The organism is Streptomyces sp. H27-D2, from assembly GCF_035828615.1.
Classification (GTDB): Bacteria; Actinomycetota; Actinomycetes; order Streptomycetales; family Streptomycetaceae; genus Streptomyces.
In genome coordinates, this window is the sequence record NZ_JAYMZR010000029.1 from 1 (window position 1) to 16,442 (window position 16,442).

General features: G+C 68.9%; 13 protein-coding genes and 2 pseudogenes. 6 read left to right on the forward strand and 9 right to left on the reverse strand.

All coding sequences use genetic code 11. The features are described from left to right. Positions 1–1,424: 1,424 nt before the first annotated feature. Together QMK28_RS13820 and QMK28_RS13825 are read right to left on the reverse strand one after the other, a co-directional pair. Positions 1,425–1,619 (reverse strand): DUF397 domain-containing protein, encoded by a 195-nt coding sequence (locus QMK28_RS13820; protein WP_326437593.1) that lies wholly within the window; start codon positions 1,617–1,619, stop codon positions 1,425–1,427. 3 nt (positions 1,620–1,622) lie between these two features. Beyond that, positions 1,623–2,471 (reverse strand): helix-turn-helix domain-containing protein, encoded by an 849-nt coding sequence (locus tag QMK28_RS13825; protein WP_326437595.1) that lies wholly within the window; start codon positions 2,469–2,471, stop codon positions 1,623–1,625. A gap of 278 nt (positions 2,472–2,749) precedes the next feature. Between QMK28_RS13825 and QMK28_RS13830 the strand changes: the two genes are divergently transcribed. Both QMK28_RS13830 and QMK28_RS13835 read left to right on the forward strand, forming a co-directional pair. Next, positions 2,750–3,286 carry an ATP-binding protein gene (locus tag QMK28_RS13830; protein ID WP_443050720.1) on the forward strand — a complete coding sequence of 179 codons (537 nt, stop codon included), beginning with the start codon at positions 2,750–2,752 and terminating at the stop codon, positions 3,284–3,286. 32 nt (positions 3,287–3,318) lie between these two features. Continuing rightward, positions 3,319–3,885 carry a Uma2 family endonuclease gene (locus tag QMK28_RS13835; protein WP_326437597.1) on the forward strand — a complete coding sequence of 189 codons (567 nt, stop codon included), beginning with the start codon at positions 3,319–3,321 and terminating at the stop codon, positions 3,883–3,885. A 283-nt stretch (positions 3,886–4,168) separates the two neighbouring features. Here the strand turns inward: QMK28_RS13835 and QMK28_RS13840 are convergent, their stop codons facing one another. From QMK28_RS13840 to pdhA, 3 genes are read right to left on the reverse strand one after another with little or no spacing between them, the layout of a single operon-like run. Further along, positions 4,169–5,731, reverse strand: coding sequence for a dihydrolipoamide acetyltransferase family protein (locus tag QMK28_RS13840; protein ID WP_326437599.1), 1,563 nt, complete (start codon positions 5,729–5,731; stop codon positions 4,169–4,171). 21 nt (positions 5,732–5,752) lie between these two features. Next, on the reverse strand, positions 5,753–6,748 hold the full coding sequence (locus QMK28_RS13845; RefSeq protein WP_326437701.1) for an alpha-ketoacid dehydrogenase subunit beta: 996 nt from the start codon (positions 6,746–6,748) through the stop codon (positions 5,753–5,755). 10 nt (positions 6,749–6,758) lie between these two features. Continuing rightward, entirely contained in the window at positions 6,759–7,919 is a 1,161-nt protein-coding gene (gene pdhA, locus QMK28_RS13850; RefSeq protein ID WP_326437601.1) for a pyruvate dehydrogenase (acetyl-transferring) E1 component subunit alpha, read from the reverse strand. 345 nt (positions 7,920–8,264) lie between these two features. Between pdhA and QMK28_RS13855 the strand changes: the two genes are divergently transcribed. The 3 genes from QMK28_RS13855 to QMK28_RS13865 all read left to right on the forward strand — a co-directional run bounded on the left by QMK28_RS13855 (position 8,265) and on the right by QMK28_RS13865 (position 10,804). Further along, positions 8,265–8,924, forward strand: a complete 660-nt coding sequence (locus QMK28_RS13855) for a response regulator transcription factor (protein ID WP_326437603.1) — start codon at positions 8,265–8,267, stop codon at positions 8,922–8,924. 290 nt (positions 8,925–9,214) lie between these two features. Beyond that, entirely contained in the window at positions 9,215–9,631 is a 417-nt protein-coding gene (locus QMK28_RS13860) for a pyridoxamine 5'-phosphate oxidase family protein (RefSeq protein WP_326437605.1), read from the forward strand. A gap of 96 nt (positions 9,632–9,727) precedes the next feature. After that, on the forward strand, positions 9,728–10,804 hold the full coding sequence (locus tag QMK28_RS13865) for a phosphotransferase (RefSeq protein ID WP_443050723.1): 1,077 nt from the start codon (positions 9,728–9,730) through the stop codon (positions 10,802–10,804). A 178-nt stretch (positions 10,805–10,982) separates the two neighbouring features. Here QMK28_RS13865 and QMK28_RS13870 read toward each other — a convergent pair whose 3' ends face one another. Then, complete coding sequence (locus tag QMK28_RS13870; RefSeq protein ID WP_326437607.1) at positions 10,983–12,572, reverse strand: protein kinase domain-containing protein; 1,590 nt, start codon at positions 12,570–12,572, stop codon at positions 10,983–10,985. Positions 12,573–12,868: 296 nt separating this feature from the next. On the opposite strand from QMK28_RS13870, the gene QMK28_RS13875 reads away from it, so the two are divergent. Continuing rightward, on the forward strand, positions 12,869–14,569 hold the full coding sequence (locus QMK28_RS13875) for a protein kinase domain-containing protein (protein WP_326437609.1): 1,701 nt from the start codon (positions 12,869–12,871) through the stop codon (positions 14,567–14,569). A 183-nt stretch (positions 14,570–14,752) separates the two neighbouring features. Here QMK28_RS13875 and QMK28_RS13880 read toward each other — a convergent pair whose 3' ends face one another. From QMK28_RS13880 to QMK28_RS34270, 3 genes and pseudogenes are all read right to left on the reverse strand, one after another. Further along, positions 14,753–15,316 (reverse strand): bacterial proteasome activator family protein, encoded by a 564-nt coding sequence (locus QMK28_RS13880; protein WP_326437611.1) that lies wholly within the window; start codon positions 15,314–15,316, stop codon positions 14,753–14,755. A 315-nt stretch (positions 15,317–15,631) separates the two neighbouring features. Then, positions 15,632–15,883, reverse strand: a pseudogene (locus QMK28_RS34265) (hypothetical protein); the annotation flags it as partial. A gap of 2 nt (positions 15,884–15,885) precedes the next feature. Next, positions 15,886–16,099 (reverse strand): annotated as a pseudogene (locus QMK28_RS34270) (ATP-binding cassette domain-containing protein); the annotation flags it as partial. Between the last annotated feature and the right edge of the window lie 343 nt (positions 16,100–16,442).

Sequence of the window (16,442 nt, forward strand, 5' to 3'; positions counted from 1 at the left end):
GCGGTCAAGCGGTGCCCCAGGCCCGGTGACACCACCCCCCAGGCCATACGCGCGGCAGGGGGCACATAGTCATGCCGGACCCGGGGGCCAGGAGCCCCATTGCGGGGCCACGAAAAAGATAACGGGGAGGGTGTGGAGCGTATGGCTACATGAAGTTGTCGAATGCTCCACACGTTGGGATGGGTGCGGGGTGCGGGTCTATGTTGCGCCCGCCTACGAGCTTGCACGACTCGCACTAGATCGTCAGTGCCAGTCTCGCCCGGCAGCACGGCCTGGCTGCACTTGGAGTAGTCGCGCCCCACAGCCTCATCTTTTATGAGTTCATGAGGAAAGATTTTTGTCAGATAGTTTCAGATTCCACGCAATAAACTTTGCTGCACTCAATTCGAACCAATGACACCGTGATTAAAAGTACAGAACATTCGACCGCAAACTGACAGATCTCCCATCTCTTGAGATGGGAGATCTGTCATACTTCAGCGACCCGCTTTACGGGGCTGGCTTACTCAGATGAGCCTAAACAAACTTACCCGGCGCTCGCGGGCTTCCCTCACAAGATGGCTTCAGGCACTAAAAAACAACCTAGCACGCCGGTGGCGTCTGGAAAGCCTGCTGGCCTCTGACCTGGAGTATGCCGATCGTGGTGTGGCAATTGCCATTGCGGTATGCCTCGTTCCACGTCTTGGCCTTTTTGTGGCCAGAGGTGAGAGTAAACCATGCACCCCACTTATTGTGGCCACGGTGCTGGTACCCCATACGTGCCTTAACCTTGCGACCGGAATCCTTTACATACCGAGCATTCACATCGTGGCCAGAGTCAATGATCGAAATACAGAATTTTCCACTGCTCAGCGAAGTACAAGCCACCGGAACGCTCATAGTCGCCTGGCTTCCGCCACTATGAGCCGCAGCTGGAGCCACGCCGGCAGTCAATGAAACAATCACACCTGACACAGCTGCGAATACGAGCGGCATGCGCTTCGTCACGAGACCCCACCATTTCCCCGTTTGAGCTATCCCGCTTGGACGGCTCGATGATCACTCTAGAGGGCACCATATTCACATACAACTCACACTAAGGTGACGCTAATCACAACATGCCGCTCCCATCGGGAGGCTGACACACATTAAGAGGAATTATGCATTCCGAATTATCTGGAGATTTAAGCACCCGAGTACGCCTCACACTCGATTTTCGTAGGACTGCCTTCCTAGCGAGCGGCGACAGTCCGGCGGACACCAGGGTTCGAGCTATCCACAATCCCGTGTCCCGCCCTCATCATGAACGGAAGCCATGGCCTCGCGGCTGTCCGACACGTAGAACTGCCTTGGGCCGGGCATCTGCCAAGCATCGGGCACCCCACTGAGAGCTCTACTGGCACAGTTTCCATGCGGGGCGACTCTGGACCTGTTACATCCGAGGGTCAGGAGAGGTCGAAGTCGCCACGCGCGGCGCTCGCGTGGAAGGCGGCCCACGCGGCGGGGGCGAAGCGGAGGATCGGGCCGGCCGGGTCTTTGGAGTCGCGGACCACCACGGCGGCGGGGACGTTGAGGGCGACCTCGACGCACTCGCGGTCGGGGGTGCTGTAGCTGGATTTCACGAACTCAAAACCGGGCACGGGCTAGATCTCCTTGCGGATACTGTCGATGAGGGCGACCGAATCGCGCTGAGACAGACTGGCTCTGGTCGTGTAGTCGAAGTACGTGGCATGCAGGGCTGCTTCGGCTCGGCTCTCCAGCCAGAACGCAGCCGCCACTGTCTCGGAGTAGACGACGTCCACCGCTGCCTCCTCCGCGAACGAGATGATGTTGAACATGTTCGACATGGAGGCGTGGGCGCCCGCGCGGAACGGCAGCACTTGAAGTCGCACGTTCGGGAGCTGAGCCAGCTCCAGGATACGTTCGAGTTGGCCGTGCATGACGTTCGAGCCGCCGACCACTTGTCGTAGCGCCGCTTCCCAGACCACCGCGTAGAACTGCACCGGCTGATGACCGAACAGGCGCGCCTGTCGGTTCAGCTTGATTTCCGCCAGCCGATCGATCTCGTCGGGGTCCTCCCACGACCCGCTGCTGACCGAGACCGACCGCGCGTACTCCGCCGTCTGGAACAGGCCAGGCACGAGCGACAGTTGCCACGTCCTGATCTGGCTCGCGACATCTTCCATCGCGATGTACTCAGCGATGTTGTTCGCCTCGGGGAACTGCTGCCACCACCCCTTGGCCTTGCGGCGCTCCCGGTCGAGCTTGGCCAACCGCAATAGGCCATCGATGGCTTGGACGTCGTCTACTTCGTAAAGGTGACAGAGCGCTCTGATGTCCGGGTCCCGGACAGGCACCCATCCTCGCTCCACTTTCGCGACCTTGGCGACCGAAGCCGTGAGCGCCTCCGCCGCCTGCGGCTGCTTCAGGCCGGAAATCTCGCGCATCCGCAGCAACTCGCCGCCCAGCCGCCGACCGAGCACCGTCGACACCGAGACGCCTCGATCGGCCCGATTGCCCGTCACTGTCCATCGCCTCCCCGGAGATCGCCTCAGTCTGCAACCCATCGCAGGGGCACACAAGCGAGTTCAAGTAGATATCTATGCGCGAATGGCTTGATGGCAGCGCATGCCAACCACTACGTTCAGTAGTCAACCGCTCGCACAGCGGCGTCAGTCGGCGGAAGTGCACCGCTACCGCCATGCCCGGCGGCGGCGACATCGCCACCGTCACGCGCGCCGTCCCACACCGCAAATGGAGACGCGAGGCCATGACCACCCCCCACATCCCGGACCAGCCCGAAGCCGATCCCGGCCCGGAATCCGGCCCCCTCCCCGGCCCGGCAGCCGCCGACGTCACCCGCCCCCTGCGCGAGGACGCCCTCGACTACACCCCGATGGCCAAGAGCGTCACGCTCGCCCGCCGCCGCACCGCGCGGCTCGTCGCCGAGTGGGGCCGGCCCGACCTCGCGGGGGACGCCGCGCTGCTCGTATCCGAGCTGGCCTCGAACGCGCTGCTGCACGGGTGCCTGCGCGGCAGGCTCTTCCGGGTACGGATCGCTCTCGCCGCCACCGCGTTGCGCATCGAGGTCAGCGACCCACGGGGCGAGCGGCGGCCGGTCGCCCGGACCCCCGCCGCCGATGAGAAGTTCGGGCGGGGCCCGCTGATCGTCGGAGCGCTCGCGGACCGGTGGGGTGTGGAGGGGCGCACGGTCGGCGAGACGGTGTGGGCGGAGTTCGCCCCAGGGCCCATCCGGTGCCGCGTCGACGTACTCGCGGGACCGGCCGAGCACGCCCCCGCCGATTAGACTCGAATTGCCACCGGCCGCGAGGAGTCCCCATGAACGACACCACGTATGCCCGCCTGCGAAAAATTGTCGACCAGCTACCCGAGTCGGAAGACATCTGGGCCGTGGAGATCACGGGCAAGGAGATCGTCATGATGATGAGCCCCGCCAAACGGCATGAGCTCATCGCTTTCCGTATCGCCCGCCAGCTCAACGCCCAATTGGAGCGGGTCGCCCCAGGGGTCATCGCGCAGAGCGGCGCGGAGGTGGAGGATCCGGTCGTCGGTGTCATGCGCAGACCCGACGTGATCGTGCTGCCTGAAGCCGCGCTCGACGAAGAGGGAGACGGGGTCGACCCCCGCGAGGTGCTGGCCGTCGTTGAAGTGGTGTCCAAGTCCAACCCGGAAAACGACTACGCCGGCAAGATGCGCGACTACCCGTCGATGGGCATCCCCTGGTATCTGCTCGTCGATCCTCGTAAGGGCACAGGCGCTGTTCTCTCGAACATCACGTCGGGCCCTGAAGGCCGCCAGTACGCCACCCGTACTGACTACGTCTTCGGCGACACCGTCGCCATGGACGCCTATCGGATCGATACCGCGGACTTCCCGACCTACTGACAGCCCCTGTGAGGAAGACCCTTGGCCGAGTCCGTCGCCCTGACCGCTGCGAGCCCGGACGGAGTCCGCACGAGACCGTGAACCTGCGGTTCGTCACGAGTTGAGAAGAAGGGCGACGGGGGCTGATCGGCCGGGTGGGGGCGTTCAGTTGCTCCGTACTGGGCGGACTGTGGAGTATTCGACAACTTGAAGTTGTCGAATACTCCACACGTTGCTGGATGGGCATGGAGCAGGGCCCGGAGACAGTCGCGTGTCCGGGCCCTGCTTCATACGGCGAGGCTGCTCAGCCCCAAGTGATCAGCCGCTTCGGGTTCTCCAGGATCGCCGCGATGTCCGCGAGGACCTTGGAGCCCAGTTCGCCGTCGACCAGGCGGTGGTCGAAGGAGAGCGCCAGGGTGGTGACCTGGCGGGGCTTGACCTTGCCCTTGTGGACCCAGGGCTGGAGCTTGATCGCGCCGACCGCGAGGATCGCGGACTCGCCCGGGTTGAGGATGGGCGTGCCGGTGTCGACGCCGAAGACGCCGACGTTGGTGATGGTGACCGTGCCGCCCGACATGGCGGCGGGTGAGGTCTTGCCGTCCCGGGCCGTCGAGATCAGGTCGCCCAGCGCGGCCGAGAGTTCCGGCAGCGCCAGGGTGTGGGCGTCCTTGATGTTCGGGACGATCAGGCCGCGCGGCGTCGCCGCCGCGATGCCCAGGTTCACGTACCGCTTGTGCACGATCTCCTGGTTCGCCTCGTCCCAGGCCGCGTTGGCCTCCGGGTTGCGCTTGAGGGCGACCAGGAACGCCTTGGCGACGAGCAGCAGCGGGTTGACCCGCAGGCCCGCCATGTCCGGGTCCTGCTTGAGGTCCTGGACGAGCTTCATCGTGCGCGTCACGTCGAGCGTGACGAACTCGGTGACGTGCGGGGCCGTGAAGGCGCTGGTGACCATCGCCTGCGCGATGGCCTTGCGGACGCCCTTGATCGGCACCCGGGTCTCGCGGTCGGTGGAGACGGCGGTCATGGAAGACGCGGCGGACGGGGTGGGGGCCGACGGCGATATGGCCGGCGCTGTGGCGGCCGGCCGCTCCGGCTCGGTGGCGGCCGGCGCCGGTGCTGCCGCCGCGTGCACGTCCTCGCGGGTGATGACGCCGTTCGCACCGCTGGCGGCGACCGTCGCGAGGTCGATGCCCAGGTCCTTGGCGAGCTTGCGGACCGGGGGCTTGGCCAGCGGCCGACCCTCGGCCGGAGCAGCGCCCGGAGGGGCTGTGGAAGGGGCTGCGGAAGGGGCGGTCGGCGCCGCCCCGCCGCCGTTCAGTTCCGCCTGGAGCGCGGCCTTGGCCGGCTCCGCCCGGGCCGGCGCGGGCTGTGCGCCCTTGCGGGCCCGCCGCTTGGTGGACGCCGTGGAGACCCCGTAGCCGACGAGGACCGGAGTACGGGCCTCCGCCGCCGGCTCGGCCGCTGAGGCGGTGGCGGAGTCGGTGGCGGAGTCGCTTGCCGAGGCGGTCGCCGAAGCGTCAGCGACCGCCGAAGCCGCCGCGTCGGCCTCCTCCGCGACATCAGCGACGGCCCCGACATCGGCCGCCGCCCCCGGCTGCGTGTCCACCGAGATGATCACCATGCCGACGTCGACCGTCGTCCCCTCGGCGAAGTGCAGTTCGTGCACCACGCCGTCGAACGGGCTCGGCAGCTCGACCGCGGCCTTGGCGGTCTCGACCTCGCAGACCACCTGGCCGTCGGTGACCGTGTCACCGGGCTGTACGTACCACTTGAGGATCTCCGCCTCGGTGAGTCCCTCGCCCACGTCGGGCATCTTGAACTCGCGGAAGCGCTGCGCTGCACCCGAGGTTGTACCTGTATCGGTCATGGTCACGACTCCTCAAGCCCTTCAGTACGCCAGCGCGCGGTCTACGGCGTCGAGCACCCGGTCCAAGCCCGGAAGATACTCGTCCTCGAGCCTGGCCGGCGGGTACGGCGCGTGATAGCCACCGACCCGCAACACCGGGGCCTCCAGGTGGTAGAAGCACCGCTCGGTGATCCGGGCCGCGATCTCGGACCCGGTGCCCAGGAAGACCGGGGCCTCGTGCACCACGACCAGCCTGCGCGTCTTCTCGACCGAACTCTGGATGGTGTCGAAGTCCATCGGCGACATCGACCGCAGGTCCACGACCTCCAGCGACTTCCCCTCCTCGGCGGCCGCGTCCGCGGCCTCCAGGCAGACCTTCACCATCGGGCCGTACGCCACCAGGGTCAGGTCGGTGCCCTGGCGGGCGACCCGGGCCTTGTGCAGCCGGCCGGGGAACGCGGCGCGGTTGACCTCGCCCTTGTCCCAGTAGCGGCGCTTGGGCTCGAAGAAGATGATCGGGTCGTCGCTCTCGATGGCCTGCTGCATCATCCAGTAGGCGTCCGAGGCGTTGGACGGCGAGACGCACTTCAACCCGGCGACGTGCGCGAACAGTGCCTCGGGCGACTCGCTGTGGTGCTCGACCGCGCCGATGCCGCCCGCGTACGGAATGCGGATGACGACCGGCATCTTGACCTTGCCGAGCGAGCGCGCGTGCATCTTGGCGAGCTGGGTGACGATCTGGTCGTACGCCGGGAAGACGAACCCGTCGAACTGGATCTCGACGACCGGCCGGTAGCCGCGCAGCGCGAGGCCGATCGCGGTGCCGACGATGCCCGACTCGGCGAGCGGGGTGTCGATGACCCGCTCCTCGCCGAAGTCCTTCTGCAGGCCGTCGGTGACCCGGAAGACGCCGCCGAGCTTGCCGACGTCCTCACCCATGATCAGGACCTTGGGGTCGTTCTCCAGGGCCGTGCGCAGGGACTCGTTGATCGCTTTGGAGAGCGACATCTTCTCCGCGGAATTTCCCGCGGCAGTCATGTCAGCCATGTCAGTTGCCCTCCTCGGCGTCGGCGAAGGACGCCTGGTAGGCGGCGAACTGCGCGCGCTCTTCGTCGACCAGGGCGTGGCCGTCCGCGTAGACGTTCTCGAAGATCGCCATCTTGTCCGGGTCGGGCATGCTCCGCACGCCCTCCCGGATCCGCTTGGCCATCACGTCGCTCTCGGCCTCGATCTCGGCGTAGTACGCCTCGTCGGCGCAGCCCGTCTGCTCCAGGTAGGTCTTGAGCCGCAGGATCGGGTCCTTGGCGAGCCAGGCCTCCTGCTCCTCGTCCCGCCGGTACTTCGTCGGGTCGTCGGAGGTGGTGTGGGCGCCCATCCGGTAGGTGAACGCCTCGATCAGCGTCGGGCCCTCGCCGCGGCGGGCGCGCTCCAGTGCCCAGCGGGTCACCGCGAGACAGGCCAGCACGTCGTTGCCGTCGACCCGTACGCCGGGGAAGCCGTAGCCCTGGGCGCGCTGGTAGAGCGGCACCCGGGACTGCTTCTCGGTGGGCAGCGAGATCGCCCACTGGTTGTTCTGGCAGAAGAAGACGACCGGGGCGTTGTAGACCGCCCCAAAGGTGAACGCCTCGGCCACGTCGCCCTGGCTGGACGCGCCGTCGCCGAAGTACGCGACGACGGCGGAGTCCGCGCCGTCCTTGGCCACGCCCATCGCGTAGCCGGTCGCGTGCAGCGTCTGCGAGCCGATGACGATCGTGTAGAGGTGGAAGTTGTTGAGGTTCGGGTCCCAGCCGCCGTGGTTCACACCGCGGAACATGCCGAGCAGATTGGTCGGGTCCACCCCGCGGCACCAGGCGACGCCGTGTTCGCGATAGGTCGGGAAAACGTAGTCGTCGTCCCGCAGCGCGCGGGCGGAGCCGATCTGCGCCGCCTCCTGGCCGAGCAGCGAGGCCCACAGGCCCAGCTCGCCCTGGCGCTGCAAGGAGGTCGCCTCGGCGTCGAAGCGCCGGGTCAGCACCATGTCGCGGTACAGACCGCGCAATTCTTCGGCGCTCAGGTCGATGGAGTACTCAGGGTGCTCGACCCGCTTGCCCTCGGGTGTCAGCAGCTGAACGAGCTGGATCTCGGCGGCGGCCGGCTGCTTGGGCCCGGCGCTCGCGCGCTTGCTGCTGCTGCGGCGCGGCTTGCGCGCGGCAGTGCTCTCCACGGTCACGGTGTGCTCCTCCGTCTGTCCGGCCCCCGGGATCCGCCGGCGGCTGGGGCCCCCCGCCGATGGCGGGGGGAGCGGCTCGCCCGTTCCGTTACGGCGCACGGGGTGTGTGCGGCGCGGCCGGACCGGGCGTGACAGGCGCCCCGGCGAGTGGCCCGCTGATATGCACGTTACCCAGTGGCAAGGCATCTGTGGAAACGCCCCTGACCTGCGATTTTGCTTGGATTTCCAAGTAAATCGCAAAAGCTGGCAACAACCACTGGTCACAGCGTCGCAGGCCGCCGGAACAACGGCACGTTATCCCGCCGACCCGGAGCACGGGAAGAGTTCGTATGTGAGGATGGGTTTGTGCGTGAAGACGGAAAAATCACGGTATTCCTGCTCGATGACCACGAAGTAGTCCGGCGGGGGGTACACGAAATGCTGTCGGGCGAGTCGGACATCGAGGTGGTCGGCGAAGCCGGCACCGCCGCCGACGCCCTCGTCCGCATCCCCGCCACCAGGCCGGACGTCGCGGTTCTCGACGTCCGGCTGCCGGATGGCAGCGGGGTGGAGGTCTGCCGCGAGATCCGTTCCCAGGACGAGAGCATCAATTGCCTGATGCTCACCTCGTTCGCCGACGACGAGGCGCTTTTCGACGCGATCATGGCCGGCGCTTCCGGATATGTGCTGAAAGCGATCCGCGGGAATGAACTGCTCAATGCGGTACGTGATGTCGCGGCCGGGAGATCGCTGCTCGACCCGGAGGCCACCGCCCGCGTGCTGGAGCGGCTGCGGGGCGGCAGCCCCAAGAGCGACGACCGGCTCACGCATCTGACCGACCAGGAGCGCCGCATCCTCGACCTGATCGGCGAGGGCCTGACCAACCGGGTGATCGGCGAGCGGCTGCACCTCGCCGAGAAGACCATCAAGAACTACGTCTCCAGCCTGCTGTCCAAGCTCGGCATGGAGCGCCGCTCGCAGGCCGCCGCGTATGTGGCCCGCATCCAGGCCGAGAAGCCGCACTGACGGACCGGATGAACAGCACGGACAGGAAAAACAGCACTGACCGGGGCAAGCAGTGACCGGGTCCGGCGACGCCCGGCCGGCGCCCGGCGGCGCGAACCACTGCCGCTGCCCCTCCCGGGCGCGGCGCGCTGAGCGGTCCGGGCTGAGCGGTCCGCGTTGATCCGTCCGCACTGAGCCGACCGCGCTGAGCCATCCGCGCGCCCGCGCCGTCCCAATCGGGACCTACGTCCCGAAGTCAGGGGGCGGCGGCCTCTTCTTCGGCCGGGCGGCAGCCGGGCATGGTGGAACCCATGGCCAACGAGGAACTCCGAGCGCTCGAACTCTTCAGCCGCACCCCCTACGGCCGGATCGCCGTCAGCATGCGCGCGCTGCCCTTCGTGACCGTCGCCCGGCACATCGTGGTGGACCGCAAGCTCATCCTCCGGCTGCACAGCGGCTTCGGCTATCAGCAGGCCTGCGACGGCAGCGTCGTCGCCTACGGAGCGGACAACATCGACAGCGGCTCGGACGACGTCTGGTCGCTCCAGTGCGTAGGCACCGCACATCGCGTCGAACCCGGCCGCCGGGAACTCGATCTCTTCGGCTCGATGCCCCGCTACGCCGACGACCAGCCCTTCGAGCCCGCCTACCTGCGGATTGAACCCCAACTGGTCACCGTCCACCGGCTCCAGGGTGTCTCTGCGCGTCAATGCGAGCACTCAGCGTGATCTAGCATCTGGCGCGTGCTGCGCTCTCCTCCGGCTCTTGTGCCCCTCCCTGCCCGCCAGGCCACTCCCGCCCCTCCCGCCGCTCCGCCGGCCGCTCTGTGCCCTCCTCGGGCCCCTCGGGCCCCTCGCGGTCCGCTGACGGCCACCGCGCCCGACCTGGCCACCCTCGGCTCCCTGCTGCGCCGCTACACCGGCGCCGGGGAGCCGCGCTCGTGCGAGCCGGTGGCCGAAGGGCTGCTGAACCGCGGCTACCGGCTGGCCACCACCAGCGGCCGGTTCTTCCTCAAGCACCACCTCGACGGCGACCCCGCCGCCATCGCCCGGCAACACCAGGTGACCGCCCGGCTGGACGCGCTCGGGCTGCCCGTCGCCCCGCCCGTCGCCGACGCCGAGGGGCGCACCGTCGCCGTGCTCGGCGACCGCTGCTACGCCCTGCACCCGTGGATCGAGGGCCGGCACCGCAACGGCGCCGCGCTCAGCACCGCCCAGTCGCAGCGGCTCGGCATGCTCCTGGGGCTCGTGCACACCGGCCTGGAGCGGGTGATGGACCCGCCCGCCGGTCCACGGCGGGCCGGCGGCCCGACCGCGTTACAGCCGCACCTCAGCGCCGACCCCGAGTGCACCTACTACCTGATCGAGGAACTCCTCGCGCTCACCCGCCGCAACCGGCCGCGCGACGCCTTCGACGAACTCGCCGAGCACCGGCTGCTGGAGCGCCGCGCCCTGCTGGAGCGGCACGCGCACCGCCGCCCGGCGGCGGGCGCGGCGTCCGCGGCCGGCTGGGTGCACGGCGACTTCCACCCGCTGAACCTGCTCTACCGGGGCCCCGAGCCGGTCGCGATCGTGGACTGGGACCGGCTCGGCGTCCAGCCGCGCGCGGAGGAGGCGGTACGGGCCGCCGCGATCTTCTTCGTACGGCCCGGCGGCACCCTTGAGCTGGCGAAGGTGCGGGCGTACGCACGGGCCTACCGGCGAACGGCCGGCGCGGACGCGGCCGAACTCTCGGCGGCGGCGCACCGGGTGTGGTGGGAGCGGCTCAACGACTTCTGGATGCTGCGCTGGCGCTACCGGCTGGGCGACCGCAGAGCCGACCCGCAGTTCCCTGCGGCGGCGGCGCTGGCGGTGTGGTGGACACGGGAGTACGAGGCGGTTCGGGAGGCGTTCGCCGGCTAGCTGTGGCGCTGGCGCGATGCTCACGATGGTTGACCGGTGCAGGCCGGTGGACGGGTGTCCTCAAACTCCCCCCAGACTTCGTCCGGTAGGCGCCCCCAGGACAGGCTGAATTTTCAGCCTGTCCTGCGGAGGACAGCGCGGCCGGAAGGCGCGTAGCCCAAGGGCGGAACCCCGCCGGTCACGGCGCCTCCGGGTCGCCGCCGGCCCCGCCGTCGTCGGGCGGGTTGCCGTCGTCCGTCGCCGGGGGCGTGACGGGCGGCGTGGTCGGGTTCGCGGTGCCCGTGTTGCCGCCGTCGGTGTTGCCGCCGGTCGTCGCGTCGGTCGGGTCCGTGCTCGGCGTCTCGGGCTGCGAGGGCGTCTGCGACGGGGTGTAAGGAGGCGTCGGCGTCGGCGTGAACTGGCCGGCGCCGCCGTCGGTGTTGCCCGGCAGGGTCTGCGGCGGCGTCTCCTTGTCCGGCTCCTTGCTGGGCTTCTTGTCCTTGCTCTGGCTGGCCGAGGGGGACTGCGTGACCTTGTCCTTGTCCGGCCCCTTCTTGTCCGCGCTCTGCAGCGCGAAGTAGACGCCGGCCGCGATAGCGATCACCGCGAGCGCCGCGATGAGCCAGATCTTGGACCGGCCGCCGCGTCCGCCGCGTCCGCCGCGCCCGCCGTGGCCGCCGCCCTGGGAGCCGCCGTCGAAGCCGCCGTCGTCGCCCCGGCGGTTGCCGATCATCGGCTGCTGGGAGGTCTCGCCGTGGGTCGGGTGCTGCATCGCTCCGGCGCCGGCCATGCCCATGGCCGGGGTGATGCCGCCGTCGGGGCCGACCGGGCCGGTGTTCCAAGTGCCGGTGTGGCCGCCCGCTTCGTGCAGCATCTGGAGTGAGTACTGGACCAGCCCGCGCATCTCCTCGGCGCTCTGGAACCGGTCGTCCGGGTCCTTCGCGAGCGAGCGCATGACGAGTCCGTCGAGCTCCGGCGGCACCGCGTCAGAGACCTCGGACGGCGGCCGGGGAATGTCCTGAACGTGCTGGTAGACCACCGAGAGCGGGGTCTCGCCGGTGAACGGCGGGCGCAGCGCGAGCAGTTCGTACAGCAGGCAGCCGGTGGCGTACAGGTCCGAGCGGTGGTCGACGGCCTTGCCGAGAGCCTGCTCGGGGGAGAGGTACTGCGGGGTGCCCATGACCATGCCGGTCTGCGTCATCGTGCTCTGCACGCCGTGCAGCGCGCGGGCGATGCCGAAGTCCATCACCTTGACGGCGCCGCTGTGCGTGATGATCACGTTGGCGGGCTTGATGTCGCGGTGCACGATGCCGTGCTGGTGGCTGTACGCGAGCGCTTCCAGCACGCCGGAGACGATGATCAGCGCCTGGTCGGGCGGCGGTGCGTCGGCGTTGAGGAGCAGGTCGCGGATGGTCCGGCCCTCGACCAGCTCCATGACGATGTACGGCACCACATTGGGGCCGACCGCGTCCTCGCCCGAGTCGTAGACCGCGACCACCGCGTGGTGGTTGAGACCGGCGACGGACTGGGCCTCGCGGGTGAAACGGGCCTTCGAAACCGGGTCCTCGGCGAGGTCGGAGCGGAGCAGCTTCACCGCTACCGTCCGGCCGAGCCGTACGTCCTCCGCCGCGAAGACCTCTGCCATGCCGCCGCGCCCGAGCCGGTGCGTCAGCCGGTAGCGGCCATCGCCGACCAGCCCGCCGTTCCCCCACAGCTCGGGGTTGTCGCCCATGCCGATGCCGGTGGATTCAGGTTCGGACGGGCCCTGGGCGCTCTGCGTCTGTGCCATCGGTCCTCGCCGTCGATCAAGTCCGCTCGCGTGAGCGGTACGGTCTTCCGCAGGGCACGGTACAGGCTTCGCGCCGTGCGCCGGTTTGTGATGGACCGGCCATCAAACCCCTTGGGGGTCAAACGAGGCAAATCTCGTGACGGTATCTTGCACATCCGGTCACGGAACGGGCACGTGGCTTGACGGGCCCCTGCCCTGGGGCAGACTTGCCCGCAGCATCATCAGTATCAGTATGTCTACGCACAGGCAGGCGAAGCAGTACGCCGGTGGCCATGCGGTCGAGGGGGAGCAGACTCATGAGCCAGGACGGCGCACAGGACCGCTACGCGGGGCGATCGGTCGGCGGCGGACGCTACCAACTGCGCGATCTGCTCGGCGAGGGCGGTATGGCGTCCGTGCACCTGGCTTACGACAGCGTGCTCGACCGGCAGGTCGCGATCAAGACCCTGCACAGTGAACTGGGCCGCGAGGCGTCGTTCCGCGAGCGGTTCCGGCGCGAGGCGCAGTCGGTCGCCAAGCTCTCGCACACCAACATCGTCTCCGTCTTCGACTCCGGTGAGGACGACATCGACGGCGCGATGGTGCCGTACATCATCATGGAGTACGTCGAGGGCAAGCCGCTGGGCTCGGTGCTCAGCGAGGACATCGCCGAACACGGCGCGATGCCCGCCGACAAGGCGCTGAAGATCACCGCCGATGTGCTGGCGGCCCTTGAGGTCAGTCACGAGATGGGCCTGGTCCACCGCGACATCAAGCCCGGCAACGTGATGATGAACAAGCGCGGCATCGTCAAGGTGATGGACTTCGGCATCGCGCGGGCCATGCAGTCCGGCGTCACCTCGATGACCCAGACCGGCATGGTCGTCGGCACCCCGCAGTACCTCTCGCCCGAGCAGGCGCTCGGGCGAGGCGTCGACGCGCGGTCCGACCTCTACTCCGTCGGCATCATGCTCTTCCAGCTGCTGACCGGCCGGCTGCCCTTCGAGGCGGACTCGCCGCTGGCCATCGCGTACGCGCATGTGCAGGAGGAGCCGGTCGCTCCCTCCAGCATCAACCGTTCGATTTCGCCCGCGGTTGACGCGCTGATCGCGCGCGCCCTGCGGAAGAACCCCAACGAGCGTTTCCCGACGGCCGAGTCGATGCGCGACGAGACCTCACGGGTGATGCGGACCGGCAACACCGGCGCGACCCCGCTGATCATCAGCGAGGGCCCGCGGGCCCGCAGCGGTGTGGACATCGCCGCCGCCGTCTTCCCGCCCGCGACCGGCGCCCCGCAGCACACCCCGGTCCCGCCGAACGTGCAGACCCCGTACCAGCCGCAGGCGCACGCCGGGCAGTACGGCGGCTTCGGCCCGTCCACCCCGCCGCCGCCCACCCACCAGATGGGGCAGCAGCAGGGCTACCAGACCCCGGCCCCGTACAACACGAACCTCGGCACCCCGCCGCCGTACAACATCTCGCCCCACGCGCCGTCCAACCAGGGCGGCGGCCACAACAACGGCGGACACAACGGCGGCGGCAACGGCGGCGGCAACAAGAAGGTCATCGTCGGCGCGGGCCTGGTGGCGGCGCTGGCCGTGATCGGCGTGATCGTCGCGATCACGCTCAACGGCAACGGCAGCAAGAGTGCGACGGCCGACGACAAGCCCTCGCACAAGGCCTCGGCCCAGACCGATCCCGGCGGCGACTCCGGCGGCGAGGCCGAGCCCTCCGTCAAGCCGGAGGACAAGACCCGCACGATAGAGACCGACGACTGCACGGACGCGTACGAGGACTACAAGGAGAAGACCAAGGTCGACCTGCCCGACTTCTACACGAAGCACCTCGCCTCCGCGAAAGCCTGTATGGACGCCGCGAGTTGGGACTACGAGGTCGTGTACGAGAACGGCGGCATCTGGGGCAAGAACTCCGTCCTGCGGCAGTCGCCGGAGGCGGGCGAGGCGTTCGACGAGAAGTCCGGCAAGATCACGCTGACGGTCGCGACGGGGCGGCCTTAGTCGGCCGGAAGTTGCCGGGCGGGCTGAATTTTCAGCCCGCCCGGCGCTTGAGGCGCCCGGCGCTTGAGGGCACGCGGCGGCCCGCACACACGTGAAGGGGCCAGGCACCGGTGCCTGAACCGGTCCCTGGCATTACCCGTACCCGTACGTGCCCGTACGGGTACTCGCGCAAGCCCGCCAAGGCTAAAGGTACGGACCCGAGCGCGCCCCGCCATGAGACGGACCCTCGTCCTCATCGGCGTCGCCGGCCCCAGGCGGCAACGCTCGCCGCATCTGCTCCAACTGCGCCCGCGCCGCCATCTGCTGCGCGAACAGCGCTGTCTGGATGCCGTGGAACAGGCCCTCCAGCCAGCCGACCAACTGCGCCTGCGCGATGCGCAGTTCAGCCTCGGTCGGAATCGTGTCCTCCATGAACGGGAGCGAGAGCCGCTCCAGTTCCTCCACCAGTTCGGGCGCGAGCCCGTCCTCCAGCTCCTTCACCGAGCTGTGGTGGATGTCCTTGAGCCGCACTCTGCTCGCCTCGTCCAGAGGCGCGGCCCGTACCTCCTCCAGCAGTTGCTTGATCATGCTGCCGATACGCATGACCTTCGCGGGCTGTTCGACCATCTCCGTCACTGGTACCTCGCGGGACTCGTGTCCGTCACCGTCGCCGCCCATCGGGCCGGCGCTGCCGAGAGCCATCCCGTCCTGGCCGACGACCAGGACGTGCGGGCTCTCCTGCGACCGTTCGTTCATCGGCTTGTTCATACCCCCATTGAAACGCACCTCATCCCGCCCGGCGGGCCAGGGTCAGCCGGGAGCGGGTGAAGAGCGCCGCGAGGACACCCGCGAAGACCGGGACGCCGAGCGCGAGCGCGGCGATCGTGGGCCAGGGGAGCACGATCGGGGTGTACGCCGAGTCCATCGGTGTGGCCCGCATGTACTCGGTGGCCGCACGCAGATCGACGAGCCGCAGCGCGACCGCCGGGACCAGCCGGTGTCCTCGTCGTTCCCGGCGCCCTCCTCGTTCCCGGCGCCCTCCTCGTTCCCGGCACCGTCCTTCGCGGGGCCGTAGTCGTTCGCGTCCGGCAGCTGCTGGACCGGCTCACCACGGCTGCTGTCGTCGAAGAACCGCGCGTCGGCGGCGCCGAGTTCGCGGGTCAGCTTCTCGGCCGTGTTCGGGGTGGCGCTGCGGTACGTCACGTCAGCGGCAGTGACGCCGAGGACCGGCAGCGCGATCATCGCGACGACGAGCGCGCTGCTGCCCTTGAAGCGCATCGCGTCACGGCGGGCTATTCGCAGGGCCGCGCGCCAGCCGGAGAGGCGGCTCGACATAGCCCGATGTTGCGGCGGCGCTGGGCCGCCTGGTCCGGGGGAGAGAGACGTCAGATCCGTACCCTCGACGATCACCCGGCCGGACGTGGGCGCGTCCAGTCCCCCGGCGAGCGTCGGCAGCGTGGACTTCCCGGAACCGGACGGGCCCATGACGGCCACGAACTCACCCGGATGGACGATCAGGTCGATGCGGCGCAGCGCGTGCACCTCGGCCATGCCGGTGCCGTGGGTGCGGGTGAGCTGCTGGAGTTCCAGGACGGGCTGGTTACCGGACTGGTCGCGGGGGTGCGGTTGGGGCTGGGGCTGGGGCTGCGGCTGCGGCTGCGGCTGCGGCTCGGTTACGGCTTGTGCGGCGGCCGGGGCCGGCGGCCGGGTTGCGGTCGAGCGGGCATGTTCGTTCCCCCGAGGTGGGCTGAGCACAAGGGTAGCGAGGGGAGTGAGGGGGCCGGAGCGCGCCGGTACGAAGGCGGGTCGGGCAGCCGGGTGGGGCCGGGTGGGGCCGGGTGGGGGCCAGGTCTGGAGGCCCCGCACCCACCCGGATCAGCAGCGGCGCGAATCC